Annotated in this window: 21 protein-coding genes; 3 read left to right on the forward strand and 18 right to left on the reverse strand. The window is 74.1% G+C overall.

Features of this window, described 5'->3' with window-relative positions; translation table 11 throughout:
* Nucleotides 1-99 precede the first annotated feature (99 nt).
* Nucleotides 100-702, reverse strand: a complete 603-nt coding sequence (locus tag AB0D45_RS30920) for a cysteine hydrolase family protein (RefSeq protein ID WP_362465180.1) — start codon at nucleotides 700-702, stop codon at nucleotides 100-102.
* A gap of 113 nt (nucleotides 703-815) precedes the next feature.
* Here AB0D45_RS30920 and AB0D45_RS30925 point away from each other — a divergent pair, with 113 nt between their 5' ends.
* Nucleotides 816-1,802 carry a helix-turn-helix domain-containing protein gene (locus AB0D45_RS30925; RefSeq protein WP_362465183.1) on the forward strand — a complete coding sequence of 329 codons (987 nt, stop codon included), beginning with the start codon at nucleotides 816-818 and terminating at the stop codon, nucleotides 1,800-1,802.
* On the forward strand, nucleotides 1,799-4,600 hold the full coding sequence (locus AB0D45_RS30930) for a SpoIIE family protein phosphatase (RefSeq protein ID WP_362465186.1): 2,802 nt from the start codon (nucleotides 1,799-1,801) through the stop codon (nucleotides 4,598-4,600). The genes AB0D45_RS30925 and AB0D45_RS30930 overlap by 4 nt, the downstream gene beginning before the upstream one ends.
* A gap of 27 nt (nucleotides 4,601-4,627) precedes the next feature.
* On the opposite strand, the gene AB0D45_RS30935 is transcribed toward AB0D45_RS30930, so the two are convergent.
* The 7 genes from AB0D45_RS30935 to AB0D45_RS30965 form a co-directional block, all read right to left on the reverse strand.
* Nucleotides 4,628-6,688 carry a SpoIIE family protein phosphatase gene (locus AB0D45_RS30935; RefSeq protein WP_362465189.1) on the reverse strand — a complete coding sequence of 687 codons (2,061 nt, stop codon included), beginning with the start codon at nucleotides 6,686-6,688 and terminating at the stop codon, nucleotides 4,628-4,630.
* A 139-nt stretch (nucleotides 6,689-6,827) separates the two neighbouring features.
* Complete coding sequence (locus AB0D45_RS30940) at nucleotides 6,828-7,307, reverse strand: DUF3574 domain-containing protein (protein WP_361602462.1); 480 nt, start codon at nucleotides 7,305-7,307, stop codon at nucleotides 6,828-6,830.
* 105 nt (nucleotides 7,308-7,412) lie between these two features.
* Entirely contained in the window at nucleotides 7,413-8,336 is a 924-nt protein-coding gene (locus AB0D45_RS30945; protein WP_362465192.1) for a DNA-binding protein, read from the reverse strand.
* Entirely contained in the window at nucleotides 8,333-9,550 is a 1,218-nt protein-coding gene (locus AB0D45_RS30950; RefSeq protein ID WP_361602468.1) for an MAB_1171c family putative transporter, read from the reverse strand. Before AB0D45_RS30950 ends, AB0D45_RS30945 begins: the two co-directional genes overlap by 4 nt.
* Entirely contained in the window at nucleotides 9,547-10,080 is a 534-nt protein-coding gene (locus AB0D45_RS30955; RefSeq protein WP_362465195.1) for a hypothetical protein, read from the reverse strand. Before AB0D45_RS30955 ends, AB0D45_RS30950 begins: the two co-directional genes overlap by 4 nt.
* 328 nt (nucleotides 10,081-10,408) lie before the next feature.
* Nucleotides 10,409-11,596: an aromatic amino acid transaminase gene (locus AB0D45_RS30960; RefSeq protein WP_362465198.1), complete on the reverse strand. Its 1,188-nt coding sequence runs from the start codon at nucleotides 11,594-11,596 to the stop codon at nucleotides 10,409-10,411.
* Nucleotides 11,589-12,623: a DMT family transporter gene (locus AB0D45_RS30965; RefSeq protein ID WP_362465201.1), complete on the reverse strand. Its 1,035-nt coding sequence runs from the start codon at nucleotides 12,621-12,623 to the stop codon at nucleotides 11,589-11,591. The genes AB0D45_RS30960 and AB0D45_RS30965 overlap by 8 nt, the downstream gene beginning before the upstream one ends.
* Before the next feature lie 155 nt (nucleotides 12,624-12,778).
* Here AB0D45_RS30965 and AB0D45_RS30970 point away from each other — a divergent pair, with 155 nt between their 5' ends.
* A complete protein-coding gene (locus AB0D45_RS30970; RefSeq protein WP_362465204.1) occupies nucleotides 12,779-13,261 on the forward strand; it encodes an Lrp/AsnC family transcriptional regulator in 483 nt (160 codons plus the stop codon).
* Between the two features lie 171 nt (nucleotides 13,262-13,432).
* Here AB0D45_RS30970 and AB0D45_RS30975 read toward each other — a convergent pair whose 3' ends face one another.
* The 10 genes from AB0D45_RS30975 to AB0D45_RS31020 all read right to left on the reverse strand — a co-directional run.
* On the reverse strand, nucleotides 13,433-13,942 hold the full coding sequence (locus AB0D45_RS30975) for an O-acetyl-ADP-ribose deacetylase (RefSeq protein WP_362465207.1): 510 nt from the start codon (nucleotides 13,940-13,942) through the stop codon (nucleotides 13,433-13,435).
* Nucleotides 13,942-15,360 (reverse strand): NAD(P)/FAD-dependent oxidoreductase, encoded by a 1,419-nt coding sequence (locus AB0D45_RS30980; RefSeq protein ID WP_362465210.1) that lies wholly within the window; start codon nucleotides 15,358-15,360, stop codon nucleotides 13,942-13,944. Before AB0D45_RS30980 ends, AB0D45_RS30975 begins: the two co-directional genes overlap by 1 nt.
* 114 nt (nucleotides 15,361-15,474) lie before the next feature.
* Complete coding sequence (locus tag AB0D45_RS30985) at nucleotides 15,475-16,296, reverse strand: inositol monophosphatase (protein WP_362465212.1); 822 nt, start codon at nucleotides 16,294-16,296, stop codon at nucleotides 15,475-15,477.
* A 126-nt stretch (nucleotides 16,297-16,422) separates the two neighbouring features.
* The gene (locus AB0D45_RS30990; RefSeq protein WP_361602492.1) at nucleotides 16,423-17,052 is read right to left on the reverse strand and encodes a TetR/AcrR family transcriptional regulator; all 630 of its coding nucleotides are present in this window, start codon (nucleotides 17,050-17,052) and stop codon (nucleotides 16,423-16,425) included.
* A gap of 269 nt (nucleotides 17,053-17,321) precedes the next feature.
* Nucleotides 17,322-20,297: a right-handed parallel beta-helix repeat-containing protein gene (locus AB0D45_RS30995; protein WP_362465215.1), complete on the reverse strand. Its 2,976-nt coding sequence runs from the start codon at nucleotides 20,295-20,297 to the stop codon at nucleotides 17,322-17,324.
* 62 nt (nucleotides 20,298-20,359) lie between these two features.
* Nucleotides 20,360-21,361: a TIGR03842 family LLM class F420-dependent oxidoreductase gene (locus AB0D45_RS31000; RefSeq protein ID WP_362465217.1), complete on the reverse strand. Its 1,002-nt coding sequence runs from the start codon at nucleotides 21,359-21,361 to the stop codon at nucleotides 20,360-20,362.
* A 23-nt stretch (nucleotides 21,362-21,384) separates the two neighbouring features.
* Nucleotides 21,385-22,785: a dihydropyrimidinase gene (hydA, locus tag AB0D45_RS31005; protein WP_362465219.1), complete on the reverse strand. Its 1,401-nt coding sequence runs from the start codon at nucleotides 22,783-22,785 to the stop codon at nucleotides 21,385-21,387.
* A 10-nt stretch (nucleotides 22,786-22,795) separates the two neighbouring features.
* Nucleotides 22,796-24,091, reverse strand: coding sequence for an aspartate aminotransferase family protein (locus tag AB0D45_RS31010; RefSeq protein ID WP_362465222.1), 1,296 nt, complete (start codon nucleotides 24,089-24,091; stop codon nucleotides 22,796-22,798).
* Nucleotides 24,088-24,930: a nitrilase-related carbon-nitrogen hydrolase gene (locus AB0D45_RS31015; RefSeq protein ID WP_362465224.1), complete on the reverse strand. Its 843-nt coding sequence runs from the start codon at nucleotides 24,928-24,930 to the stop codon at nucleotides 24,088-24,090. Before AB0D45_RS31015 ends, AB0D45_RS31010 begins: the two co-directional genes overlap by 4 nt.
* Before the next feature lie 167 nt (nucleotides 24,931-25,097).
* The coding region (locus AB0D45_RS31020) for a hypothetical protein (RefSeq protein ID WP_362465227.1) at nucleotides 25,098-26,639 on the reverse strand (1,542 nt) is incomplete at its 5' end.

Below are 26,639 nucleotides of genomic sequence, written 5' to 3' on the forward strand. Positions count from 1 at the left end.
GCCCCCCCGGGGGGGGGGGGGGCCGGGCCTCGGCCGTGCCGGTCGTGAACCCCACCGGTCCCGGGACCACCGCGGCGGCCGGGACGCTGCTCGCGCGGCCTACGCGGCGGCCCGGGAGGCGCAGGCGTCGAGCAGCTGCGCCGTGCTCACCACGCGGGCGAAGCCGCCGCCCTGGAGGTTGACGGCCGTGGCGGCGGCCAGCTCGCGGGCCGTCAGGGACAGGCCGCCCGGGCCGGCCAGGTCGAAGGTGTGGGTGGCGTCCAGCGGGAGCAGCACCTCGTAGCCGAGGTTCCCCGCCATGCGGGCCGTGGTCTCGACGCACATGTTGGTCTGGATCCCGGCGACGACCAGCTGGCGGATGCCGCTCGCGGTGAGCCAGTCCCCGAGGTCCGGGGTGCCGTAGAAGGCCGAGTTGACGGTCTTGGTGACCAGCAGGGCCTCCTGGCCGCGCCGCTCCTCGACGAAGTCCTTGAAAGCGTGTCCGGGGTGGTCGGGAGCCAGGACGGAGCCGGGCCGCGAGGCGTGCCGGACGAGCACCACCGGGCGTCCGGTCCGCTGCCAGGCGTCCATGAGGGCGGCGATGTTCCCCTCGGCGGCCGGGTTGTCCCGGGGCCCCCAGAAGGACGCGTCGTCGAAGCCCTTCTGGACGTCGATGACGAGCAGGGCGCTGTCGGCTGCGAGGGCGATCGTGTTCTCGGTCATGGCTCCATCGTGTCGCCGGCCCCCGCGGCGTCCCAGGGGCTGCGGGGCCGGGGATCGATGGGATCCTGCCAGGCTGGCAGGACCGGCGCCCCGGGGTCTGGCAGAGTGGCCGCATGCAGCGCGTCGCGATCGTCGCCCAGCCCGGGATCCGCAGCTTCGACCTCGCCGTGATCACCGAGGTCTGGGGCCCGGACCGCAGCCGCAGCGGGGTTCCCCCGTTCGAGCTGCGCCGCTGCGCCCTGGACAGCGGGCCGATCGCCCTGCCCGGCGGGCTGACCCTGATGCCCGACCGGGGCCTGGACTGGCTGGAGCAGGCCGACCTGGTCGTCGTACCGGCGCTGGCGGAGCCCGCCGATCCCACGCCCGAGCCGGTCCTCGCCGCCCTGCGCGCGGCGCACGCCCGGGGGACGCCGGTGGCCGCGCTGTGCGCCGGTGCCTTCGTACTCGCCGAGGCCGGGCTGCTCGACGGCCGCCGGGCGGTGACGCACTGGTGGCTGGCGCCGCAGCTCGCGGCCCGCCACCCGGCGGTGCTGGTCGAGGAGGCCCCGCTCTTCGTGGAGGACGACGGGCTGTGGACCTCCGCCGGGGTGGCCTCCGGGATCGACCTGTGCCTGCACCTGGTCCGCGAGGCCCACGGCGCGGAGGCCGCGGCGGCCATCGCCCGCTCGATGGTGACGGGCCCCTTCCGGACCGGGGACCACGCCCAGTACCTGGACCGGCCCACCCCGGCGGCGGACCGCGGCGCCGAGGCGCTGGCCGCCGTCCGCCAGCAGGCCCTGCGCCGGCTGCACGAGCCGCTGGACGTGGCCACCCTGGCCCGGTGGGCGGGGATGTCCCCGCGTTCCTTCGCCCGGCACTTCAGCGCGGCCACCGGCACCACACCGCACAAATGGCTGCTGAGCCGCCGTCTGGACGAGGCCCGCAAACTGCTGGAGCGCACCGACCATCCGGTGCCCGAAGTGGCCCGGCGCGCCGGGTTCGCCAGCGAGGTCACCTTCCGCCAGCACTTCGGCGCCTCCTTCGGACTGAGCCCCCGCGCGTACCGGGCGGCCGCGGCCAGCGCCCCCGCGGGCGGCGACAGTGTTAGAAAGGGCTCATGACCGGACGTTCGGGTCGGGACAGGCGGGCACGGCCGGTGAGCCTGCGCGCGCGCCTCTCGCTGGCCCGCAACAGTCTCGCCGGCCAGGTGTTCTCCCTCACCGCCGTCATCGTGGCCCTGCTGATCACCGCCGCCGCGCTCGCCCTGGTGTTCCAGGCCCGCTACGACAGCGAGCGGGGCGCCCGCGGGCGGTCCCTGGCCGCCGCCGAGGCCTTCGCCCACGCCCCGGGCCTGCCCGCGGCCCTGAAGTCGCCCGATCCCACGGCCGAGCTCCAGCCGCTGGCCGACGCCGCGCGCCGCGCCTCGCGGCTGGACTTCATCGCCGTCATGACCACCGACGGGATCCGGTACACGGACGCCCGGCCCGACCTGATCGGGCAGCGCGCCACCGGGGACATCGCCCGGGCGGCGGCCGGGCAGTCCTTCACGGAGGTGTTCAAGGGCGACCCCAGCGACGCGGTCCGCGCCGTGGTGCCCGTACGCGACGCGCAGGGCACCGTCGTGGGGCTGGTCGCCACCGGCATCGAGGTGGAGAACGTGGGCCACGTGGTCGAGGGCCAGCTGCCGCTGCTGCTCGGCGCCGCCGCGGGCGCCCTGCTGCTGGGCACCGGCGGCGCCGCCCTCGTCAGCCGGCGGCTGCGGCGCCAGACCCGGGGCCTGGGCGCCGAGGAGATGGCCCGGATGAACGAGCACCACGAGGCGGTGCTGCACGCCGTGCGCGAGGGCGTGCTGATCGTCGGCGCCGACCACCGGCTGCTGCTCGCCAACGACGAGGCCCGGCGGCTGCTGAACCTGCCGCCCGACGCCGAACAGCAGCACGTCGGCGACCTCGGCCTGGACCCGCGCACCACCGAACTGCTGCTGTCGGGCCGGGTCGCGACGGACGAGGTCCACCTGGCGGGCGACCGGCTCCTGGCGGTCAACGTACGGCCCACCGAGCCGTACGCCGGGCGGCCGTCGGGCAGTGTCACGACCCTGCGCGACACCACCGAGCTGGCGGCGCTGTCCGGGCGGGCCGAGGTGGCCCGGGAGCGGCTCCAGATGCTCTACGAGGCGGGAGTGCGGATCGGCACCACCCTGGACGTCGTGCGCACGGCCGAGGAGCTGTCGGAGGTGGCCGTGCCGCGCTTCGCGGACTTCGTCACCGTCGAGCTGCTGGAGCCGGTGCTGCGCGGGGAGGAGCCCTCGCCGGCTTCCGGGCTGCACACGCAGATGCGGCGGGCGGCGATGTGCGGGACCCGCTCCGACCAGCCGCTCCAGCCGGTCGGCGACCTCATCCGCTTCGAGGTGCCGACGGCCCCGATGGCGGCGGCCCTCGCGGCCGGCCACGCGGTGCTGGCCGCCGACCTGCACGCGGCGATGGGCTGGCGGGCGCAGGACGAGGCCGGGACGAAGCAGGCCCTGGACTACGGGTTCCACTCGCTGATCTCCGTACCGCTCCAGGCCCGGGGCGTGGTCCTCGGCATGGCCAACTTCTGGCGGGCGGCCGACACCCCGGAGGCCTTCGACGAGGAGGACCTGTCCTTCGCCGAGGAGCTGGGGACGCGCGCGGCGGTCTCCGTCGACAACGCCCGGCGGTTCACCCGCGAGCACGCCACCGCCGTGGCCCTCCAGCGCAGCCTGCTGCCGCGGGTGCTGCCGGAGCTGAGCGCGGTGGACGTGGCGTTCCGGTACCTGCCCGCGAAGGCGGGGGTGGGCGGGGACTGGTTCGACGTGATCCCGCTGCCCGGGACCCGGGTGGCGCTGGTGGTGGGCGACGTGGTCGGCCACGGGGTGCACGCGGCGGCGACGATGGGCCGGCTGCGGACCGCCGTGCACAACTTCTCCACCCTGGACATGCCGCCCGACGAGCTGCTGGGTCACCTGGACGAGCTGACCAACCGGATCGACCAGCTGGAGGGCGGCGCGACGGCCGAGGCGGGCGGCACCGGCGCGGGCCCCGTCGGCGGGGCGGACGAGCAGCCGGCCGGCATCACCGGCGCCACCTGCCTGTACGCCGTCTACGACCCGGTGTCCGGGCAGTGCACGATGGCCAGCGCCGGACACCCGGGGCCCGCCCTCGTCCACCCGGACGGGCGGGTGGAGTTCCCCGAGCTGCCGACCGGCCTCCCGCTCGGGGTGGGCGGCATGCCCTTCGAGACGGTGCAGCTGGTGCTGCCCGAGGGGAGCCGGCTCGTGCTGTTCACGGACGGGCTCCTGGAGGACCGCGACCGGGACTTCGACAGCGGGCTGGCCCTGCTGAGCGACACCCTGTCCCGGCCCGGCCGCAGCCCCGAGCAGGCCTGCGCGGACCTGCTGGCGGCGCTGCTCTTCCCGGCGCCGAGCGACGACATCGCGCTGCTGGTCGCCGACACGCGGCGGCTGGAGGCGGGCCGGATCGCCGAGTGGGCGGTCCCCGAGGAGCCGGCGGCCGTCTCCCGGGTGCGTCGCGAGGCCGCCGACCAGCTGCGGGACTGGGGCCTGGAGGAGGCCTCGTTCACCGCCGAGCTGATCCTCAGCGAGCTGATCACCAACGCCATCCGGTACGGGAACGAGCCGATCCGGGTCCGCCTGCTGCGCGACCGGAACCTGATCTGCGAGGTCTCCGACGGCAGCAGCACCTCCCCGCACCTGCGGTACGCGGCCACCACCGACGAAGGGGGCCGGGGCCTGTTCCTCGTCGCGCAGTACGCCGAGCGGTGGGGCACCCGCTACACGGAGCGCGGCAAGGTCATCTGGGCGGAGCTGTCGCCGTCGGGCGGCGCGGAGGCCCCGCTGCTCGCGATGGACCTCGACGCCCTGGAGGACCTGGCCTGGTGAGGCCCGGGGGGTGCGCGCGTCCGGCCCTCACCCGGCGGTGGCGGTACGCGCCAGGAGTACGGCCACGTCGTCCTGCGGGGCGTCGGGCAGCAGCCGGGCCAGGATGCCGTCGCACAGCTCCTCCAGCGGCCGGCCGGCCTGGCGCAGCGCCCGCGCGAGGAGGTCCAGCCCCTCGTCGAGGTCCCGGTGGCGGCACTCGATCAGCCCGTCGGTGTACAGGGCGAGCAGGGTTCCGGGCGGCAGCGGGACCTCTTCGGTGCGGAAGTCGCGCCCGCCGGTGCCCAGCGGGGTGCCGGGCGGTCCGTGCAGGAAGGCGACCCGCCCGTCGGGGGTGGCCACGGCGGGCGGCGGGTGGCCCGCGCGGGCGACGAGGCAGCCCCCGGCCGCCGGGTCGTGGACGGCGTAGACGCAGGTCGCCATCTGGTCCTCGCCGAGGTCGGCCACCACCGCGTCGAGGGAGCGCAGCAGCAGCGCCGGCGGCACGTCCTGGCGGGCGAGGGTGCGCACGGCGGTGCGCAGCTGTCCCATCACGGCGGCCGCGTGGATGCCGTGGCCCATGACGTCGCCGATGACGAGGCCGGTGCGGCCGCGGGGCAGCTGGATGACGTCGTACCAGTCGCCGCCGACGTCGTGCTCGCTCGCGGGCAGGTAGCGGCCGGTGAGTTCCAGGCCGGGCACCTCCGGGAGCGCGCTGTTGGTGAGGCTGCGCTGGAGGGTGAGGGCGGCCTGGCGCTGGCTGGTGTACATCCGGGCGTTGTCGATGTTGAGGGCGGCCCGGGCGACGAGTTCGTCGATGAGTACGCAGTCCTGCGCGTCGAAGGGCTCGCGGGAGCGCAGCCGGGTCACGGCGACGGCCCCGAGGACCTTGCCGCGCGCGACCAGCGGCACCATGCGGGCCGATCCGAGGGTGGCCAGGTAGTCGCGCAGCGCTCCGGCGCGGGGGTCGGTGATCAGCGCGGGGATGTCGGTGACGTAGAGGTTCATGGGCCGGCCCTCGGCGATGACCCGTTCGTAGACCGAGCCGGCGGGGATCCGCAGGGTCTGGCCGGGCGCCAGCCGGGCGGTGGGGGCGGAGGGGTCGGGGAAGGTCGCGGCGAGCCTGCGCAGGAGCCCCTGGGCGGCGGCGGGGCTCTCGTCGGGGTCCAGTACGGCCTCGAGGAGCTGGACGTCGGCCGAGTCCGCGAGCTGCGGGACCAGCAGGTCCGCGATCTCCTGGGCGGTCTGGCGCAGGTCGAGGGTCGTGCCGATGCGGGTGCCGGCCTCGGCGAGCAGGGCGAAGCGGGTGCGGGCGCGTTCGGCCTCGAGCTGGGCCCGCTGGCTCTCGGTGATGTCGATGAGGGAGGCGATCAGGCCGAGGCGGCGCCCGCTGCCGTCGAGCAGCGGGGCGTAGGAGCAGGACCAGGTGCGGTCCTGGTCGGGGTCGGCCGGGGTGCGGCCGGTGCGGCGCACGTCGACGACGGCGGTGCCCTGTTCGAGCACCTGGCGCATCGTGGCCTCCAGGGCGGTGGCGTTGACGCCGGGCACGACCTCGGTGAGGCGTTTGCCGAGGTGCGCGGCGGCGGGGACGCCGTTCATCCGGGCGAGGGCGTCGTTGACGCGCAGGAAGCGCAGGTCGGAGCCGAGGGTGGCGAGGCCGATCGGGGACTGGGTGAAGAGGCTCTGGAGGGCGGCGAGGGAGTCCCGCATCCGCAGGACCTCGGAGGTCTCGACGGCGATGAGCAGGGCACCCGTACGGCCCTGGGGGTCGGCGGCGGGCACGATCCACATCTCCATCGCGACCCGGTGGCCGTCGCGGTGGCGCACGGGCAGGGTGCCCACGACGGTCTCGCCGGCCTGGACGCGGCGGGTCAGATCGTCGGCGAGTTCGCGGTTGGCCTCGGGGACGAGCACGGCGGTGCCGCGGCGGCCGAGGACGTCCTCGGGGCGGTGGCCCAGCAGGTCCTGGGCGGCGAGGGACCACTCCACGACGCGGCCGTCCGCGTCCTCCCGCCACAGGGCGATCGGGAGCAGCTCGCGCAGTACGCCCGCGTACCCGACCGCCGCCGTCGGCGGGTCGGGCACGTTGCTCGTCGACTGGTAAGTGTCCAATGCACCGACCTCACCCCGGAAGGCCTGATTCGTACCGGTTTCACCCTATCCGAGGGCCCGGTGCGGGGCGCTCTGCCGGACGGGGGCTCCTGCCCGGCGCCGGGACGGACCTCCCCGACGCCGGGCACCCGCCCTGCGGTCAGAAGTCGACCTGGGCCCGGACGTCGGCGCGGCCCACGGACTCCAGCTCCCAGATGTCGCAGTAGAGGCGGCGGATGTACTCGATGTCGGCGTTGCGGGCGGGCGCCTCGCGCACCGGGTACATGACCGTCAGCTCGTACGATCTCTCGCGGTTGATGTCACCGTCCTTGTCGCGCCACTGGCCGCGGCCCTCCTGCAGGGTCAGACCGGAGGGGAACCGGGGCGTGACCACGTCGGCGATGAACTTGTTGAACTCCTCCTCGGTGATGGGCGGGTGGCCGTCGTGCCGGCCGGTGCCGAAGTAGAGGTGGGTGGAGATGTACGCGCTGCCCTGTTCGGCGGTGTCCGCGGAGGCGGACGCCGCCGAGGCCGAGCGGGTGCCGGGAGAGGCCTGCGACACCGGTCCGCCGAAGGCGAACAGGAGCGCGGCCGCCGCGAGGAGAGCGGCGGCGGGCGTGGAGATCCTTAAGGAGCGCATGTCGTCGTCCTGTCTGTTCGTGGGTGTGGTCCGCGATCTGCGGACGTGTCGGTCCGGAGGCCGGCCGGCGGGCCGGCCGGTGTCCGGGGTCCCGGTCCGGGGGGTCTAGGCGGGCAGCGATTCCAGCAGGAAGTCCGCCGCGTCCCGCAGCGGGGCCGGAGCGCCCGTGTCCCGGCGGAGGGCGGCCGCCGTCCTGCCGAGCGTCCCGGTGGTCCGCACCGAACCGATGGCGGCGGCTCCCGGAGCGACCCGCGCGATCAGCTCCTCCGCCTCCCGCCAGGCCCCGGCCGCCACGAGGGCGGAGAGCAGCTCGGCCGTGAACAGGTGCCGGTAGGAGGGGCCGGGGGCGGTGGCCGCCCGGTGCAGCAGGGGGATGGCCCGGTCCCAGCGGCGCAGCCTGGCCTGCACCCAGCCCTCGTGGCCCAGCAGCTCGGCCTCGTCGATCCACCACGCCCAGTGCGGGTCCCGCGCCGAGACGCCGTCCAGGAAGCGGCTGCGGGCCCGGGAGATCAGCTCCAGCGGCCGCCTGCAACCACCGAGGAGGGCGGTCGCGTGGGCCTGGCGGATGAGGACGAGGGCGGCGACCCGGGAGGGGAGCGGCCGCGGCCCGGCCACGCGTGCGGCGGCGTCCAGGGCCGCGCGCGGCCGCCCGGTGTGGGTGGCGAGCATGCTGTGGTTCAGCAGCACCAGCCGCCCCGTCGAGCGGTCGCCGCAGAGCTGCGCCAGGGCCAGCGCCCGCGCGTTCATCCGGTGGGCGTGCCGGTAGCGGCCGGCGTCGAAGAGGATCCAGCCGATGACCTCGCTCAGCTCGGCGAGGGCCGCGAGCCGGTCCGGGTCGTAGGCGTGCAGGGCGCCGGGATCGGCCGACAGTTCCGGGATCCGCCGCAGGGCTTCGCGTACGGCGGGCACGGCGGCCGTCGCGCCGCGCTCGGTGTCCAGGGCCACCAGGCGTCCGATGGTCCGCACGGCCAGCCGCAGGGCCGCTTCCCGTTCCTCGCCGCCCCCGGGCCGGCCGGCCAGCGCCGTCATGACAGCAGGCCGGCGCCGACCGCGCCGGAGGGCCGCCGGCCGAGGCCGTCGAAGGAGGAGGCCACCTTGCTGAGCCACTCCACCTCGTCCCGGAAGTCCTCGTACGGCGGCCTCGCGGGGATGTCGGAGGTGTCGGCCCGCTCGGCGCGCTCCGCGCGCTCCTCCGCCGGGCGGCTCAGTACGGCGCGCACCTGGAGCGCCTCGCCCAGCGGTGAGGTGGGGTCCTCCGGGAGGTCCAGGGAGCGGGCCACGCGGACGAAGTCCTCCAGGGAGAGCGAGGTGCGCAGGATCAGCTGGCCGTCGCGGATCTCGATGACGCGCCGGTAGAGGCGGTAGTGCGGGTCCCGGGGCGGCACCAGGTCGCGCAGCCAGGACCGCGGCGGGTCCAGCGCGATGTCCGGTGACGCCTCGTACAGGGCCCACCACAGGGGCCGCAGCCGGCGGTAGGAGCGGTAGCTGCGGACCCAGCCCCGGGCGCGGGTGATCCGGATCCCCCAGGAGGGGATGGTCCAGCCGGCGATCTGGAGCAGGGCGCCGACGCTGCCGCACGTCCACTGGACGGGGTCCAGTTCCGCGGCGTCGAAGTCCAGGCGGGTGCCGGCGATCTGGATGCTGCGGGTGACGCAGTAGACGAGGATCATGCTGGCGCCGACGGTGACGGTGCGCATGCCGACCTTGAGCCACTGCCGGTTGGCCATCGTGGTGAAGCGCAGCGACAGCCGTACCGTCTCGAACTGGCCGACGGCGCAGATCAGCAGGTAGAAGGACATGTAGAGGGCGTAGCCGCCGTGCTGGATGCTGAGCAGGATCGTCGAGGTGGCCGTCTCCGAGTGCGCCACGGGGCCGACGGCGAAGGAGGCGACGACCAGGACGCCGAGGGCGGCGCCGAAGAACAGGACGCGGTCGCGCGCCATGCGCCGGGCCTCGGCGGGCGGTGACGACCAGTAGACGAGGACGACCTGCTGTGCGGCGGTGAGCACGACGACGGCGGCCTGGGTGATCAGCGAGGTGATGTTCGGCAGGCCGAAGAAGGCGGAGATGTGCAGCCGGAGCTGGTCCAGGTCGACCAGGAAACTGATCCCGGAGCAGAGGAAGTAGGTGCACAGCGCCCACAGGGCGATGTCGTTCCTCCTGCGCAGCAGGTCCGGAAGACGGTAGGCGAAGGCGGCGAGGCCGACGAAGGCGCACACCCACGCCAGGACGGTGTAGATCACGCCGGCCCCTGGTCGGGCCTGCCGAGCCCGCTCTCGATCCGGGCCACGATCTCGGCGGCCTCGGCCGGGACGCCCCAGGCGGGTTCGGTCCAGCGCTTGGTGGCGCGGGCCAGGATCAGCGAGGCCATCGTTTCGGCCTCCTGCTCCTCGTCGTCGCTGTAGCGGGAGCGCATCAGCACGCCCCGGACGGCGTCGGGGTCGACGTCGGCGAACAGTGCGCCCGCGTCTCCCGCGCCGGCCGCCGCGCCGGTCCGGCCGGCGCCTCCGGGGCCCGCGCCCGCACCGAGCTGGTCCAGCTGGACGGAGCCGTTGTGGTCGAAGGCTATGTGGGCCAGCTCGTGGGCGATGATGTGTTCCTTGTGCGACGCCGAAGCCGCCTTCTCGAAGGCGATGATGTCGAAGTCATCGGTTTTCAGCCATATGCCGAAGAGATGGCGTTCGGGGAAGGCCGTCGGAATCAAATGGATGGGGCGCCCGCGCTGCCCGCTGAGATATGCGTGGAGTTCGTCGATGCCGCAGCCGTGCTCCATCCCCCACCGTGCGAGCAGATCCTCGCAGGTGTGACGGACCTTCTTGAGACGGCGCCTGAGCCGCCTGTCCTCCGACGCCGGTAACGCGGAGCCAGGTAACTTCATCCCTCAGTCCTCCGGCGAACCCAGCGGTCGGACAATGCGGCCATGATGCCACACCGTCAACTCCCGGCTGATCGGGTGCACTTCCATTCGGCCATGGTCCAGCCGCCCTCCGGATTGCGCGGTCGTTTTCCCGGGACCACCGGGGCCGGAGGGAAAGGGGAGAAAATCGGCGATACCCCGGAAATACCGGAAAGAGGCCCGCCTTCCCCCCTGTGCCACCCGGTCAGCGGTGTGCGAGCACTCCCGCTATGCCCCGCGCCAGGCAGGGGATCCGGTCGCCCGGAATGCCGGCGATGTTGATCCGCCCGGCGGTGGTCCCGTAGATCGCGTACTCGCGGCGCAGCCGGAGCATCTCCTGCGCCGTCAGCGGCAGCATCGAGAACATCCCCCGCTGCCGTGCGAGCGAACGGGCCTGCTCCTGCCATCCCAGGGCGTCCAGGCGGGCGGTCAGATCGGTCCGGTTGGCCTCGATCCGGCTGCGCATCGCGTCCAGTTCCGCACGCCAGAGGTCCCGCAGCCCGGCGTCGTCGAGGATCGTGGTGACGACGGCGGCGCCGTGCTCGGGCGGCATCGAGTACAGCGTCCGGGCGGCGTTCTGGAGGGCCGTCTCGGCGTGCCGTACGGCCCGGGCGGACGCGCCGAGGACGATGGCGCAGCCGGTGCGGTCGCTGTAGAGGCCGAAGTTCTTCGAGCAGCTCACGGCGATGAGCATCTCCGGGACCCGCTCGGCCAGCAGGCGCGTGGCCGCCAGGTCGGCCTCCAGCCCGTCTCCGAGCCCGTGGTAGGCCAGGTCGACGAAGGGCACCCAGCCGTCCCGGGACGCCAGGTCCGCCAGCGCCTCCCAGTCCTGCGGCGCGGGGTCGGCCCCGGTCGGGTTGTGGCAGCAGCCCTGGAGCAGGACGACGTCGTCGCGCCGCGCCCGCGCCAGGTCGCGCAGGACGGCGGCGGCGTCGAAGCCGCCCTCGGCGTCGCACCAGGCGAAGGTGCGGACCTCCAGGCCGGCGGCTTCCAGGATGGGGCGGTGGTTGACGTAGGCGGGGTCGCTGATCCACACCGTGGTGCCGGGGCGGGTCCGGCAGATCAGGTCGGCCAGCAGCCGCAGCGCTCCGGAGCCGGCGACGGTCTGGACGGCCGCGGCCCGGTCGGCGGGGCCCTTCGGACCGAGGACCAGGTCGAGCAGCGCCCCGTTGAAGGCGGCGTTGCCGGAGAGCCCGCGGTACTCCTTGGACTCCGAGCGCTCCGCGAGGCGGATCTCGGCCTCACGGACGGCGGCCATCACCGGGGTGCGGCCGGTCTGGTCGCGGTAGACGCCGAGGACCAGGTTCAGCCGCTCGGCCCGCTCGTCGGAGCCGAACTCGTAGGTCAGGTCCCACAGCGGGTCGGTGGGCGGCGGGGGAAGGAGCTCAAGCATCTGCGGGGACCTCGGGGAGGGGACGGGCGGCGGGACGGACGGAGGAAGGGGCGGTGGCGGCCGGAGGGGCGGCGGGGCGGCGGCGGTTGGCCAGTACGACGCCGGCGGTGATCAGCGGTACGCCGATCAGCACGGCGGGGGTCGGCGCCTCGCCGAGCACCGGGACGGCGAGCAGGACGACGGCCACGGGGCTGAGGCTGCCGACGACGGAGCTGCGCTCGGCGCCGAGCCTGCGGATGGCGAAGGCGTACAGCAGACCCGCGCACAGCCCGACCCCGAGCCCCTGCACCACGAGGAACAGTGCGATGTCGCCGCCGGACGCCGAGGCGAGGCCGGTCGGGAGCACCCCGGTCAGCACCAGGAGCCCGATCACCGCGAAGGACGGCAGGCACAGCAGTCCGATCGACCCGACGGGGTCGAGGTCCACGTCCCGCAGCCCCACCGTGTACAGGGCCCACAGCCCGCTGGCCACCAGGAGCGTGCCCGCCCCCTCGAGCACGCCGGCGTCCACGGGCACGACGTACCGCCACACGAGGGCGGCCACTCCGGCCGCGATCAGCGCGAGCCCGGCCACCTGCGTGCCCCGGGGCAGGCCGTGCCCCCGGGCGGTCATCAGCGCGGCGACGAAGAGCGGGACCATGCCGGGGACGATCGAGCCGACGAAGGCCGCCGAGGTCAGGGCGCCGCCGTGCATGGCGGCCAGGAAGAACGGCACCCCCGCACCACAGATGATCTTGACGGCGGCGCCCGGCTTCACCGCGGCGATGCGGCGCCGGCGCCGCCACAGGGCCGGCAGCAGCACGACGAGCGGGACGCCGAAGCGCAGCAGGGCCGCGTCCGCGGGCAGGAGGGTGGAGGCGCTCAGGCCGCGGGCGCTGAGTGCGAAGGCCGCCCAGATGGCCACCGTCACCAGCAGCGCGGCCATGCCCTGGGCCTGGGGGGACGGCCGGCGCCGGCCGGGGTGTCCGGCCGGCGGGACCGCTGTGTCGTGAGGCGCGGCCGCGCCGGTGGTGTTGGTCGCGACCAAGGAAGTTGCTCCAGCCTGTGAGAGCGGGCCGGTCCGGCCCGTTCCCCGGCAACGTTAGGGCTTCGGCCGGGGCAGCCGATTGCCAGTTCTGCCGCTCGGACATACGTTTGGGGCAGAATCTGCCAAGGAATGGCGAAGAAGCACCGGGAGCAGCCGTGGACGCGGTCGATCTGCAGATCATCCGGGAGTTGCAGGCCGACGGCCGGCTCTCCAACCAGGACCTCGCGGACCGGGTCCGCCTCTCCCCGTCGCCCTGCCTGCGCCGGGTCCGCCGACTGGAGGAGGCGGGCCTGATCCGCGGCTACACCGCCGTCGTCGACCAGGTGTCCTTCGGGCTCCCGATCACCGTCTTCGTACGGATCCGGCTGGAGCGCCACACGGCGGAAGCGGTCGCCCTCTTCGAGGGGCACGTCGCGGTCATCGAGCACATCCAGGACTGCTACCTGATGGCGGGCAGCAGCGACTACCTGCTCCGGGTGGTCATCGAGGACCTGGAGGCGTACGAGGCCCTCGTCCGGCACACGATCCACGCCATCCCGGGGATCGCCTCGATCGAGTCGAGCTTCGCGTACGGCAGCGTGAAGCAGTCCCGCACCTACCCGCGCCCCACCCCGGGCTCCTCGGCCCGCACCCTCTGACCGCGGGGCGGGGCCGGTCCTGGCCGCGGAAGTGCGCGACGGCGAAGCCGCGGGCCGCAGCCGGCAGGAAGGCGTCCCGGTCGCGCACGAGCCACAGCACCCGGTGGCTGTCGGGCGTCTCCAGCCGCGCCCAGGCGACCGCCGCGCGCGGCGCGGCGGCGCGGGGGTGACTCAGCCGACGGCCGCCGCGAAGGCCGCGTGGGCGCGTTCGTCGAAGAGGACGAAGCGGACCTCCTCCACCGAGGTGCGGGCGGCGCGTACGGTTTCCACCGCGATCCGGGCCCCGTCGTCCATCGGCCAGCCGTAGATGCCGGTGGAGATGGCCGGGAAGGCGACCGTACGGGCTCCCAGCTCGTCGGCGACGCGCAGGGACTCGCGGTAGCAGGAGGCGAGCAGGTCCGAGCGGTCCTCCTCGCGGGACCAGACGGGGCCGACGGTGTGGATGACGTGCCCGGCGGGCAGGCGGCCCGCCGTGGTGGCGACGGCCCGGCCGGTCGGCAGGCCCTTGCCGTAGTGGGAGCGGCGCAGGTCCTGGCAGGCGGCGAGGATCTCGGGGCCGCCGCGCCGGTGGATGGCGCCGTCCACTCCCCCGCCGCCGAGCAGCGAGGAGTTGGCGGCGTTGACGACGGCGTCGGCCTTCTCGGCCGTGATGTCGCCGCGGACGAGGGTGATGCGCACCATCAGTTCGCCTTTCGCAGGTGCCGCCAGACCGCCTTGGCGGCGTTGTGGCCGGACATGCCGTGGACGCCGGGCCCCGGCGGGGTCGCCGAGGAGCACAGGAACACGGCCGGATGGGCGGTGGTGTACGGGGACAGGGTGAGCTTCGGCCGGAGCAGGAGCTGGAGGCCGGAGGCGGCGCCGCAGGCGATGTCCCCGCCGACGTAGTTGGGGTTGCGGGCCGCGAGCTGCGGCGGGCCGGCGGTGGCGCGGGCCAGTACGAGGTCGCGGAAGCCCGGGGCGAAGCGCTCCAGCTGTCCTTCGACGGCTTCGGTGAGGTCGCCGTCCCAGCCCGCCGGGACGTGGCCGTAGGCCCAGAAGACGTGCTTGCCCTCGGGCGCGCGGCCCGGGTCGGCCAGGCTGGGCTGTGCGGTGATGAGGAAGGGGTTGCGCGGGGCGCGGCCGCTGCCGGCCAGTTGGAGGGCGGCGTCGATGTCGCGGCTGCCCGGCCCGATCTGGACGGTGCCGGCCCGGCGGGGCGCCTCGGCCGTCCACGGGACGGGGCCGTCCAGGGCGTAGTCGATCTTGAAGACGGATGCGCCGTAGCGGTATCCGTCGTACGCCCGGCCGAGGCGGGCGATCCGGGCCAGCGCGGTCGGCGAGGTGTCGAAGACGTACGCCCGGGCCGGGGGCAGGTCGTCGAGCCGCTTGACCTCGAAGTCCGTGTGGATCGTGCCGCCGAGTTCCCTCAGGTAGCCGGCGAGGGCGTCGGAGAGGGACTGCGAACCGCCGCGCGCCATGGGCCAGCCGCCGGCGTGCGCGGCGAGGGCGAAGACCAGGCCGACGGCGCCGGTGCCGATCCCGCTCAGCGGGGCGTTGACGTGCGCGACGAGCCCGGCGAACAGGGCCCGCGCACGGTCGTCGCGGAAGCGGCGCAGCAGCCAGGTGGAGGGCGGCAGTCCGGTGATGCCAAAGCGGGCCAGGGTGAGGGGGTCGCGGGGCAGGGCGGTGTTCGGCAGGGACATGAAGTCCCGGGCGAGGGTGTCCCATCTGCCGAGGAACGGCGCGACCAACCGCCGGTACGCGCCCGCGTCGCGGGCCCCGAAGGAGGCCGCCGTCTCCGCCACGGAGCGGGAGAGCACGGCGGCCGTGCCGTCGTCGAAGGGGTGCGCCATGGGCAGCGGGGCGTGCAGCCACTCCAGGCCGTGGCGTGCCAGCGGCATGGTCGCGAACACCGGGGAGCCGGCGCCGAGCGGGTGCACCGCCGAGCAGGGGTCGTGCAGGAAGCCGGGGAGGGTCAGTTCCTCGGTGCGGGCACCGCCGCCGACCGCCCCGGCGGCTTCGAAGACGGCCACCGAGTGGCCCCGCCGGGCCAGTTCCACCGCGGCGGTCAGGCCGTTGGGCCCCGCCCCCACCACGACTGCGTCGAGAATCGACGGCACTGACAGCTCCTTCGTCCGGCCACTGGCCCCAGCTTATTCCGCCCGCCCGCCCGCGCCCGCCGGGCCGTCCGCAGGCCGTCCCTTCCGGATCCTGCCTCCGCCCGCGGAGACGGCTCAGCCCCGCAGCAGGTCGCGGATGCGCCGGGCGGTGGCCTCGTCGCGTCCCACCGCGAACGGCAGCGCGTTGTCCCGGTCCACCCGGAAGGGCACGCCCTCGACCGTGCCCTGCGCCCCGCCAGCCTCGGCGACGAGCAGCAGTCCGGCCGCGTGGTCCCAGGCGGAGGGCCAGGTGAAGGCCAGCCCGTCCATCTCCCCGCGCGCCACCTTGAGGTACTCCAGACCCGCCGAACCGCAGGGGCGGGCGGCGATGCCGGGCACGTCGAGCCGGGCCAGGTTCCGGCGGTCCTCCTCCGAGGTGTACAGCGGGTGGGCCGTGGCCACGCGCAGCTCGGCGCCGGGCTCGGGCGAACCGCTGCGTATGCGCTCGCCGTTGACGTACGCGCCCTGGCCGCGCACGGCGGTGGACATCTCCTCCAGTGCCGGTGCGAAGGTCCAGGAGGCGAGGATCTCACCGCGCAGGGCGAGGGCCACCAGCGTGCAGAAGCGGGGGTCGCCGTTCACGAACTGCCGGGTGCCGTCGACCGGGTCGACGATCCACACGGGGGCGTCGGCGCGCAGCGCGGCGTAGACGTTCGGATCGGCGTGCACGGCTTCCTCGCCGACCACGGCGGAGCCGGGCAGCAGCCGGGTCAGGGTGGCGGTGAGGTGCTCCTCGGCCAGCCGGTCGGCGATCGTCACGAGGTCGTGCGGACCGCTCTTCTGGTCCACCTCGTGCTCGGCGAGCTGACGGAACCTGGGCATGATCTCGACCGCCGCGGCCTTGCGGACGGCTTCGTCGACAGCGGACGGGTCAAGGGCCGGATATTCATCGATCATGCCTCCAGCAAAGCACGCCCCGCCGACAAACCCCACGGCGATGCCCGTCGCCGGGCCGGACGCCGGGCGGCGTTCCGGTGAACCGGCCCGCTCGGGACGGCGGATCTGCTCCGCGGGGCGGCGGGGTCAGCCTTCCTTGACCGCCGCCTCGACCAGCACCCGGGCCGCCCAGCGGATGGCTTCCTGTTCGGCCTCCGCGTCAAGGCCCCGGACGTCGCGCAGGGCGATCTGCGCCTCCCAGCCGACGACGATGGTCAGGGCCGAGATCAGGCGGCGGAACGACGCCTCGCTCAGCAGCTCGCGGAGCGGCTCGCAGGCCTCCTCCAGCCATTCGATCCGGCGCTGGGTGCGGCGCGGGCCGGCCGGTTCCTCTCCGTCGCCCACGGGCGGGTCGACGGTCAGCCGGATCAGCCGGCGGCCCAGGGAGAGGGACTGCGGGGAGTACTTCAGCAGGGTCCGGATGAGGGCGTCCACCCGGCCGGCGGCGTCACCGGCCAGCGCCGGGTCGCTCAACGCCTCCTCGACCGGCGGCTCGTTGAGGGCGCCGACGGTCGCGTCGATCATCAGGTGGTCGAGGCTCGGGAAGTACACGTAGACCGTGCGGCGCGACACGTCGGCCTCGGCCGCGATCTCGTCGACGGACGGCGACGCTCCGCCGGCGCTGAGGCGGACCGCGGCGTCGAGGATCGCCTTGCGGGTCCGGCGGCGCTGCGCTTCGCGCCCACCGCCGCGGCGAACTGGATCATCACTGGTCATCGCGTCCTGTCATCCCTCGGCTCGGTCGGCACGGATGGGCAACCGGTCTCGACGGTTACCCGGGCCGGTAAGTATATCTCGGTGCACCCATTGCACAGCAGTGCAACCGAGGCCTACACGGTCGAGGACCACAGCCATGTGACCTCACACGCGCACACCGTTGAGCGCACCGGCAGGACGGACACCGCCACGGCGACGGCCGGCGGAACGCCACCAGCCGCGGCCGCACGACCGGGGAACCATCCACGAAGTCGCATGAGGGCGCTCGTCTACCGGGCGGCGTCCTCCGGCAGGAGGACGCGGAGATCGTCCATCGTCGCTTCACGGCCGACGCGTTCCAGCGCGGCGATGCGGCGGGCATGGGCGCTCTTGATCTCGTCGAAGAGCTTCCTGACCTCGCGGGCGCCGCCTTGGGCAAACCTCTCGGGGTCGGTGGCGATCCGGGCGCGGACCGCCTGGAGCGTGGCGTCCGGGGTCTCGAAGCCGGAACGCTCCGCGTGCTGGGCCAGGATGGTGAGCAGTTCCCCGGGGCTGTAGGCGGGGAAGGCGATGGTGGCCGAGAACCGGGAGGCCAGGCCGGGGTTGACGTCGAGGAAGGCCGTCATCTCGTCGGTGTAGCCGGCGGCGATCACGACCACCTCGTCCCGGTGGTCCTCCATCAGCTTCACCAGGGTGTCGATCGCCTCCTGCCCGAAGTCGTGTCCCGTTCCGCCCGGGCGGGCCAGGGTGTAGGCCTCGTCGATGAACAGGACGCCGCCACGGGCGCGTTCGAACTGCTCGGCGGTCTGGAGGGCGGTGCTCCCGACGAACTGGCCGACCAGGTCGCTGCGGGACACCTCGACCACCTGGCCCCGGGCCAGGACGCCGAGAGCGGCGAGCAGGGAGCCGTACAGCCGGGCGACGGTGGTCTTCCCGGTGCCGGGCGGGCCGGAGAAGATCAGGTGGCTCGGCATCGGGTCGGCGGGAAGGCCGGCCTGCCGACGTCGCCGGGTGGTGATGATCAGGTCGGTCAGGTCGCGGATCGCCGCCTTGATGCCCTCCAGCCCGACCATGGCCGAGAGCTCGCCGAGGATCGTGTCCAGCTGCCCGGAATCCCTGGCCTCCGCGAACCGTGCGCCCAGTCCGCGATCGACGACGCCGTCCAGGTCGTCGGGCAGGAGCAGGACCAGCTCGCCGGGTGAGGGGGTTTCCTCGCGGTCGGCCAGCCTGAGTGCCTGCTGTTCGAGGGCGGCCTCGAAGATCCGCCGGGCCTCCCGTCCGTTGCCGAAGGTCTCGGTGCGCCGGACCTGCCGGAAGTGGGCCGCCAGCGCCGCCCGGGTCGGCTCGGCAAGCTGGAAGCCGTACTGCCCGGCCAGTCCCTCGAAGATGCCGACCAGCTCGTCCGGGCTGTAGTCCTCGAACTCGATGGTCCGGGAGATCCGCGACTGGAGGCCCGGGTTGGCGGACAGGAATTCGCGCATCTCGGCCGAGTATCCCGCGAAGACGACGACCACCTCCTCCCGGTGGTCCTCCAACAGCTTGACCAGCGTGTCGATCGCCTCCTGGCCGAAGTCGGTTCCGGTGCCGAACCGACGGGAGAGGGTGTAGGCCTCGTCGATGAACAGCACCCCGCCGCGGGCCCTGTTGAAGACCGCGGTGGTCATGGCGGTCGTCTCGCCCAGGTGCGACCCGACCAGGTCGGCGCGGGAGACTTCGGTGAAATGGCCGCCGGTGACCACGCCCAGCGCGGCCAGCAGCCGGCCGTAGACACGGGCGACGGTCGTCTTGCCGGTACCCGGGGAGCCGGAGAACACCATGTGCCGGCCGATCACCGGCCCTTCGGGCAGCCCCGCCGCCCGGCGCTGCTCGGCGACCCGCAGGAACTTGACCAGCTTGCGGATCTCGTCCTTGACCTCCCGCAGCCCGACCATGGCGTCCAGCTCGGCGAGGAGGCCGTCCACCGCCTCGGCCGTCACGGGCGTCCGGGCCCGGGCGGGCTCGGTCCGTGCGGGCGCCGTAGCCGGCGGGGGCGGGGCCGTGGCCTGCGCCGAGGCGGCCGCCGCCGCGGGCGGGACATTCAGGCGGTCTTCGGCCTTGTTTCCCTCCGCCACGAGTTCCCGGATCTCGACATGGGAGCCCTGCGCGGTGATGATCCCCGGGCCGTCCGTACCGGTGACCTCGCAGCCTTGGATCACCACCCGGGCCCCGGCGTCGACGCCGATGCCGGCCCGGCCGTTGCGCGCCACCACAGTGCCGTTCATGATCAGGGAGCCGTCGCCGGTGACACCCACTCCGAGGTCGGACTCCGAGACCGCTCCCCTGACCAGGGCCACCCTGCCCCCGTCTCCGGCCAGGATCCCGTGCGCGGCGGCCCGTACGACCTCGCAGTCGGTGAGGGTGGCGGTCGACCGCTCGTCCGCCATGGCCCCGTTGCGTCTGGCATCCCTCACGGTCATCCGGGCGGCGGTCAGTGCACCGGAGGTCGTGCACCAGACGCCGTCGACCGCCGGCTCCGTGATGAGGAGGCCGTGGACATCGGCCTGCCCACTGTCACGCACCACCAGACCGCACTGGGTCGAACGGTGGATCTCGCTGGCCCGGATGGTGGCCTGCGCATGATCCCGCACCAGGATCCCCGCCTGTCCGGTCTCCTCGACCCGGCACTGTTCGATCAGCGCGTTCACTCCCGAGGCCACGAGGATGCCGTGATCCACAGCGCCTTGCACCCGGGTGTTGCGGACGCTGACCCGGCTGCCGTCCCGCAGCGCGATACCGCAGAGGGCGGAGCCGATCACCGAGCTCTCCTCGATCAGGCCGGCGGCATCGGAGTAGACGACGGCCCCCTCACGTACGGTGCTGCGCTGGAGGAAGAGTTCGGCCCCGCCCCAGGCGCTGACGGCGTTGCCGGACTTGGCGAGGAGCTCACAGTCCTCCACCACCGCCGTGCCGCCCACCGCGTTCAGCGCCCGCCCGGTCTCGTGCCAGTTGCGCAGGACCAGGCCGCGCAACGTCATATGGCCTTCCACCTGGAAGTTGTACGAGGCGGCCCCGTCGATGACGACCGATCCGCGGCCGCCGAGCGCGTTGATGGCGACCGTGCCCCAGCAACGGAGCCCCTCGGTCCGGTAGTGGCCCGGCGCGACGTCGATCAGGAGGGGTCCGGCAGGCCTGGGGACTTCGAGTGCGTCGAGGATCGTCCGCAGCCCCCTCGGGTCCGTCTGCGACACCAGCAACCTGAACATCAGCCCCCCGTTTACCGCGGCCATCCGGGCTCCTGATCGTATGTCAGGAGCGCGGGTGCCCGAGGAGCCGGTCCGTTCAGGGGGAGTCAGCCGGCGAGGGCCGGAATGATCTGCGCGCCGTAGGCGTCGATGACGGTCTCGCGCGCGTCGTGCATGTCGTAGACGGCGAACTGGTCGACGCCCAGGTCGCGCAGCGCCCGCAGCTTCTCGATGTGGGCCTCGGCCGGGCCGAGGAGGCAGAAGCGGTCGACGATCTCGTCCGGGACGAAGTCCGTGGACGGGTTGCATGCGCGGCCGTGGTGGGAGTAGTCGTAGCCCTTGCGGGCCTTGATGTAGTCGGTGAGGGCCTCGGGGACCATGTCGGAGTGTTCGCCGTAACGGGTGACGAGGTCCGCCACGTGGTTGCCGACCATTCCGCCGAACCAGCGGCACTGGTCGCGGGCGTGGGCCAGGTCGTCGCCGACGTACGCCGGGGCCGCCACGCAGATGGTGATCGCGTCCGGGTCCCGGCCGGCCTCCTTCGCCGCGGCGCGCACCGCCTTGACCATCCACTCCGTGAGGTAGAGGTCGGCGAGCTGGAGGATGAAGCCGTCGGCCTTCTGTCCGGCCAGGGCCAGGGCCTTCGGGCCGTAGGCGGCCATCCAGACGGGGAGGCGGCCCTCCTTGATCCAGGGGATGCGGATGGGGTTGCCGTCGACGAGCGCCTCGCGGCCCTCGGCCAGGTCGCGGATCACGTCGATGGCCTCGCCGAGCCGGGCCAGGGTGTTGGGGGCGCGGCCCGCCACCCGCATGGCCGAGTCGCCGCGGCCGATCCCGCAGACGGTGCGGTTGCCGTACATGTCGTTGAGGGTGGCGAAGGTGGAGGCGGTGACCTCCCAGGTGCGGGTCCCCGGGTTGGTGACCATGGGGCCGATGTGCAGCTTGCGCGTGTTGGCGAGGATCTGGCTGTAGATGACGAACGGTTCCTGCCAGAGGACCGCCGAGTCGAAGGTCCAGCCGTAGCGGAAGCCGTTGCGCTCCGCGCGTTTCATGAGGCTGACGACCTGGGAGGCGGGCGGGTCGGTTTGCAGGACGAGGCCGAAGTCCATGGCTGGCTGCTCCTTGCGTGCGCTTACAGGTACTGGCAGGTGGAGCGGGGGACGAAGACTCCGTGGCCGGCCCGGCCGGTGTACTCGCGCCGGTCGATGACGAGTTCTCCGCGCGAGAGGACCGTGTCGACGCGTCCGGTGATCCGCCTGCCCTCGTACGCCGAGTAGTCCACGTTCATGTGGTGCGTCTCGGCGGAGATGACCTGCTCGGCGTGCGGATCGTAGAGGACGATGTCGGCGTCCGAGCCCGGCGCGATGGTGCCCTTCTGGGGGTAGATGCCGAACATCCGGGCCGGGGTCGCGCAGGCGATCTCGATCCAGCGGCGGCGGCTGATGTGCCCGTCGAGGACCGCCTGGTGGAGGAGGTCCATGCGGTTCTCCACCCCCGGCAGCCCGTTGGGGATCTTCGAGAAGTCCCCGCGGCCCAGCTCCTTCTGGCCGCGGAAGCAGAACGGGCAGTGGTCGGTGGAGACGACCTGGAGGTCGTTCGTCCGCAAGCCCCGCCACAGCGCCGCCTGGTGCTCGCGCGGCCTCAGCGGCGTGGAGCAGACGTACTTGGCGCCCTGGAAGTCCGGCTCGGCCAGATTGTCGGTGGACAGGAACAGGTACTGCGGGCAGGTCTCGCCGAAGACGGGCAGGCCCTTGTCGCGGGCGGCGGCCAGTTCCGCGACGGCCTCCTCCGCCGAGACGTGGACGACGTACAGCGGTGAGCCGGCGACCCGGGCGAGCTGGATCGCCCGGTGGGTCGCCTCCGCTTCGAGCAGGACCTTGCGGACCTCGCCGTGGTGGCGGGGGTCGGTCTCCCCGCGGGCCAGGGCCTGTTCGACGAGGACGTCGATGGCGATGCCGTTCTCGGCGTGCATCATGATCAGCCCGCCGTTCCCGGAGGCCCGCTGCATCGCGCGCAGGATGCGTCCGTCGTCGCTGTAGAAGACGCCGGGGTAGGCCATGAAGAGCTTGAAGGAGGTGATCCCCTCGCCGACGAGGTGGTCCATCTCCTTCAGGGTCCCCTCGTTGACGTCCGAGAGGATCATGTGGAAGGCGTAGTCGACCGCGCAGTTGCCGTCGGCCTTGTCGTACCAGGTGTCGAGCCCCTCGCGCAGGGAGCGGCCCACGCTCTGCACGGCGAAGTCGACGATGGTGGTGGTGCCTCCCCAGGCGGCGGCGCGAGTGCCGGTCTCGAAGGTGTCCGAGGCGGCGGTGCCGCCGAAGGGGAGTTCCATGTGGGTGTGCGCGTCGACCCCGCCGGGGATGACGTACTTCCCGCTCGCGTCGATCGTCCGGTCGGCCGTCCAGGCGCCGGCGGCCGCCGAGCCGTGCGCGGCGAGCGCCGCCACGCGTCCGTCCTCGATCAGGACGTCCGCGTGGAGTTCGTCGGCGGCGGTGACGACCAGACCGCCGCTGATCAGCGTACGGATGCTCATGTGCGTCCCCCTACTGGATGCTGCGCAGCGCCTGTTGAAGGATCTCGGCGCCCTCTTCCGCCTCGGCGACGGTGAGGGACAGCGGCGGCGCGATGCGCAGCGCGCTGGTGTCGTGCCCGCCGCCCTTGCCGAGCAGCAGCCCGCCTTCGCGGGCGGCCTCCAGCACGGCCGCGGCGGCCTGCGGGTCGGCCCGGTCGGTGCCCGGCTCCGTCAGCTCGACCGCGGCCATCAGGCCCCGGCCGCGGACCTCGCGTACGGCGGGCACGCCGGCCGTGATGGCGCGCAGCCGCTCCAGGAGCAGGCCGCCGACGCGGCGGGCGTTGCCCTGGAGGTCGTGTTCCAGCAGGTACGAGAGGTTGGCGAGGCCGGCCGCCATGGTGACCGGGGAGCCGCCGAAGGTGGAGATGGACTGGGAGTCGAGGCAGTTCATCACCTCGGCGCGGGCCACGACGCCGCCGATGGACATGCCGTTGCCGATGCCCTTGGCGAAGGTGAGGATGTCCGGCGGGCCGCTCCGGGCGTGGGCCTGCCAGCCCCAGAAGTGCTCGCCGGTGCGGCCCCAGCCGGTCTGCACCTCGTCGCTGATCCACAGGATGCCGTGCCGGTCGAGCACCTCGCGGAAGGCCCCGTACAGCCCGTCGGGCGGTGAGGTGAACCCGCCGACGCCCTGCACCGGTTCGGCGATGAGGGCGGCCACACCGCCGCGCGCCTGGCCCAGTACGTCCTCGAGGTCCGCGACGGCCGCGGCGGTGAAGGCGGCGTCGTCGAGGTGGGCGAAGGGGCCGCGGGTGCGGACCGCGCCGTGCACGTAGTAGGTCTGCAGCGGCGAGAGGCTGGTCGTGGACCAGTTCCGGTTGCCGGTGACCGAGACGGTGGAGAACGACCTGCCGTGGTAGCTGTTGCGCATCGCCAGGATCTGGTTGGAGCGGCGGTACGTGGTCGCGAGCAGCAGGGCGGTGTCGTTGGCCTCGGTGCCGGAGGTGGTGAAGAAGACCCGGGCGTCGGGGATGCCGGACAGGGCGGCGACCCGTTCGGCCAGCTCGATCATGGGCCGGTTGAGGTAGAGGGTGGAGGTGTGGATGATCCGCCCGGCCTGTTCGGAGACGGCCTTGGTGACCTCGGGGAGGGCGTGGGCGGTCATCGTGGTGAGGATGCCGCCGAAGAAGTCGAGGTAGCGGTTGCCGTCGGCGTCCCAGACGTGGCGGCCCTCGCCGTGGGTGAGCTCGATGGGGCGGTCGTAGTAGAGCGCGAGCCAGTCGGGCAGGACGGTGCGGTGGCGGCTGTGCAGCGGGATGGGGTTGGTCACGGCTGGACGAGTCCTCCGTAGGCGTCGGGGCGGCGGTCGCGGTAGAAGGCCCACTGGTCGCGGACCTCCTTGATCAGGTCGAAGTCCAGGTCCCGGACGAGGAGTTCCTCCTCCTTGTCGCTGGCGACGTCGCCGACGAACTGACCGCGGGGGTCGACGAAGTAGCTGGTCCCGTAGAAGTCGTTGTCCCCGTACTCCTCCTGGCCGACGCGGTTGATGGCGGCGACGAAGTACTCGTTGGCGACGGCCGCGGCGGGCTGCTCCAACTGCCACAGGTGGGAGGACAGGCCGCGGTGGGTGGCGGAGGGGTTGTAGACCAGATGGGCGCCGGCGAGGCCCAGTTGGCGCCAGCCCTCGGGGAAGTGGCGGTCGTAGCAGATGTAGACGCCGACCCTGCCGACGGCGGTGTCGAAGACGGGCCAGCCGAGGTTGCCCGGGCGGAAGTAGTACTTCTCCCAGAAGCCCTTGACCTGCGGGATGTGGTGCTTGCGGTACTTGCCGAGGTAGCTGCCGTCGGCGTCGATGACGGCGGCGGTGTTGTAGTAGAACCCCTCGCTCTCCCGCTCGAAGACCGGGACGACGATCACCATGCCGGTCTCGCGGGCCAGGTCCTGCATCCGGCGCACGGTGGGGCCGTCGGGCACGGGCTCGGCCCAGCGGTAGTGCTCGGGCTCCTGGACCTGGCAGAAGTAGGGGGCGTTGAACACCTCCTGGAAGCCGATGATCCGCGCGCCCTGGGCGGCCGCCCGGCGGGCGTGCGCCTCGTGCTTGGCGATCATCGACTCGGTGTCTCCGGTCCAGGTGGCCTGGACGAGTGCGGCGCGGACGACTTGGGCCATGAGCTGCTCCTCGCGACGGGAACGCCGGCTTCTACGCACGTAGACGGTGTCCGTAGGGAGTCGAAGGTAGGCCTCGTCACAGCGCGGGGCAAGACCACCTTGCGCGGTTGGAGTAGTCGATCACGTTACGTCGCCCCGTGGTCGTTTGCGGTCAGCAGACGGGCGGTTCAGGCCACGGGGAGTCCGGCCACCCGGAGGGCGTGCGCCAGGTCGCGGTGCCGGGCGGCGGACAGGGCGCGGGCGGCGCGCAGCAGCCGCGGGGCGAACCAGTGCGGGTCGCGCCGGGCCAGGCCGGCCGCCTCCTCTGCGGTGCGCAGCCGGACGAAGGCGCCGAGCAGGGCCTGGGCCTCGCGGTCCCGGCCGGCGGCGCCGAGGGCGAGCGCGGCCTCGGCGACCTCGGCGGCCGGCCGGGCCACGCCCTGGCGCAGCAGGCCGTCGCAGTCGGCCTCGCGCCCGGCGTCGCCGAGGGCCGCGGCGGCGGCCGCGAGCCGGTCGGGCGGGAGGGAGGCCGCCTCCCAGAGCAGGGTGGCCCAGTCGGCGGCCAGTCCGGCGCGGCCGAGCTCGGCGGCGAGGGCGGGCAGGTGGGCGGCGGGCCAGGCGGCGGCCTCGCACAGCAGGGCGTGCGCCTCGCCGGTACGCCCCTGCGCGCGGAGCGCGAGCAGCCCGGCGGCGAACCCGCGGCGCGGACCGGCCTCGCGGGCCCCGCCGGGCACCGGATGCGCGGCCCGGCTCGGGCCGGGGGCGGGCTCGTGGAAGTCGGGCGGGGTGGCGTCCTGCCAGGCGGTCGGCCCGGGCGGGGCGGCGTTCTGCCGGGCGGTCGGCCTGGGCGGGGCGGCTTTCTTGGCGTCCTGCAGGGCGGGCGGCCCGGGCGGGGCGGCGTCCTGCCGGGCGGTCGGCCCGGGCGGGGTCCGGTCGGCGGCCAGGCGGGCGAAGCGGGCGCCGCGCGGGGCCGGGACGGGGAGGTCCGGGACGGCTCCGACCGCGCCGGGCAGCCCGCCCGCCGGGACGGGGGCGGCGGCCGGACCCGCGTACCGGGCGCCCCCGCCGCGCCGCCGCCGCCCCTCCTGCTGGGCGGGCACCCCGGCCGCCAGCGGCCGTCGGGCCGGCTCCCGCGCCACCAACGGCGTTCGCAGCTGCGGCGAGGCACCCGACTCCGGCGGCGACTCCAGGTGCGGCTCCGCATGCGGGTACGGCTGCGGTTCGGGCGGCTGCGACCAGTGGGCCGGCTCCACCCTCGGCTCCCACTCCCCCAACGGCGGTTGCAGCTGCGGCGAGGCACCCGACTCCCCCTGCGGATCCGCTTGCGGCTGCGGCCGGTGGGCCGACTGCCCCTGCGGCTCCCACTCCGCCAACGGCGGTTGCCGCTGCGGCGAGCCACCCGACTCCGGCAGCGGTTCCCCCTGCGGCTCCAGGTCCGGATCCGCTCGCGGCGGCGGCTCGGGCGCCGACTCCGGGTACGGATCCGCTCGCGGGCGCGGCTGCGGTTCGGGCGCCGGCTCCCACTCGGGCTCCGACCGCGGCAGCGGTAGGGCCGCCAGGCGGGACGTGAGGTCCGCGTGGCGGGCGGCGGCGCGGGCCGCGTCGTCCCGGGTCCAGGCCAGCTCCCGGCTCAGGGCGGCCGCCTCCGCCGGGTCCCCGGCGGCGCCGAGCCGGGCGGTCAGGGTCCGCAGCGCCTCCGCCAGCGCGGCGCGCTGCCCGGCCGTCGCCAC

It is taken from the genome of Streptomyces sp. NPDC048352, from assembly GCF_040651895.1.
Taxonomy (GTDB): Bacteria; Actinomycetota; Actinomycetes; order Streptomycetales; family Streptomycetaceae; genus Streptomyces.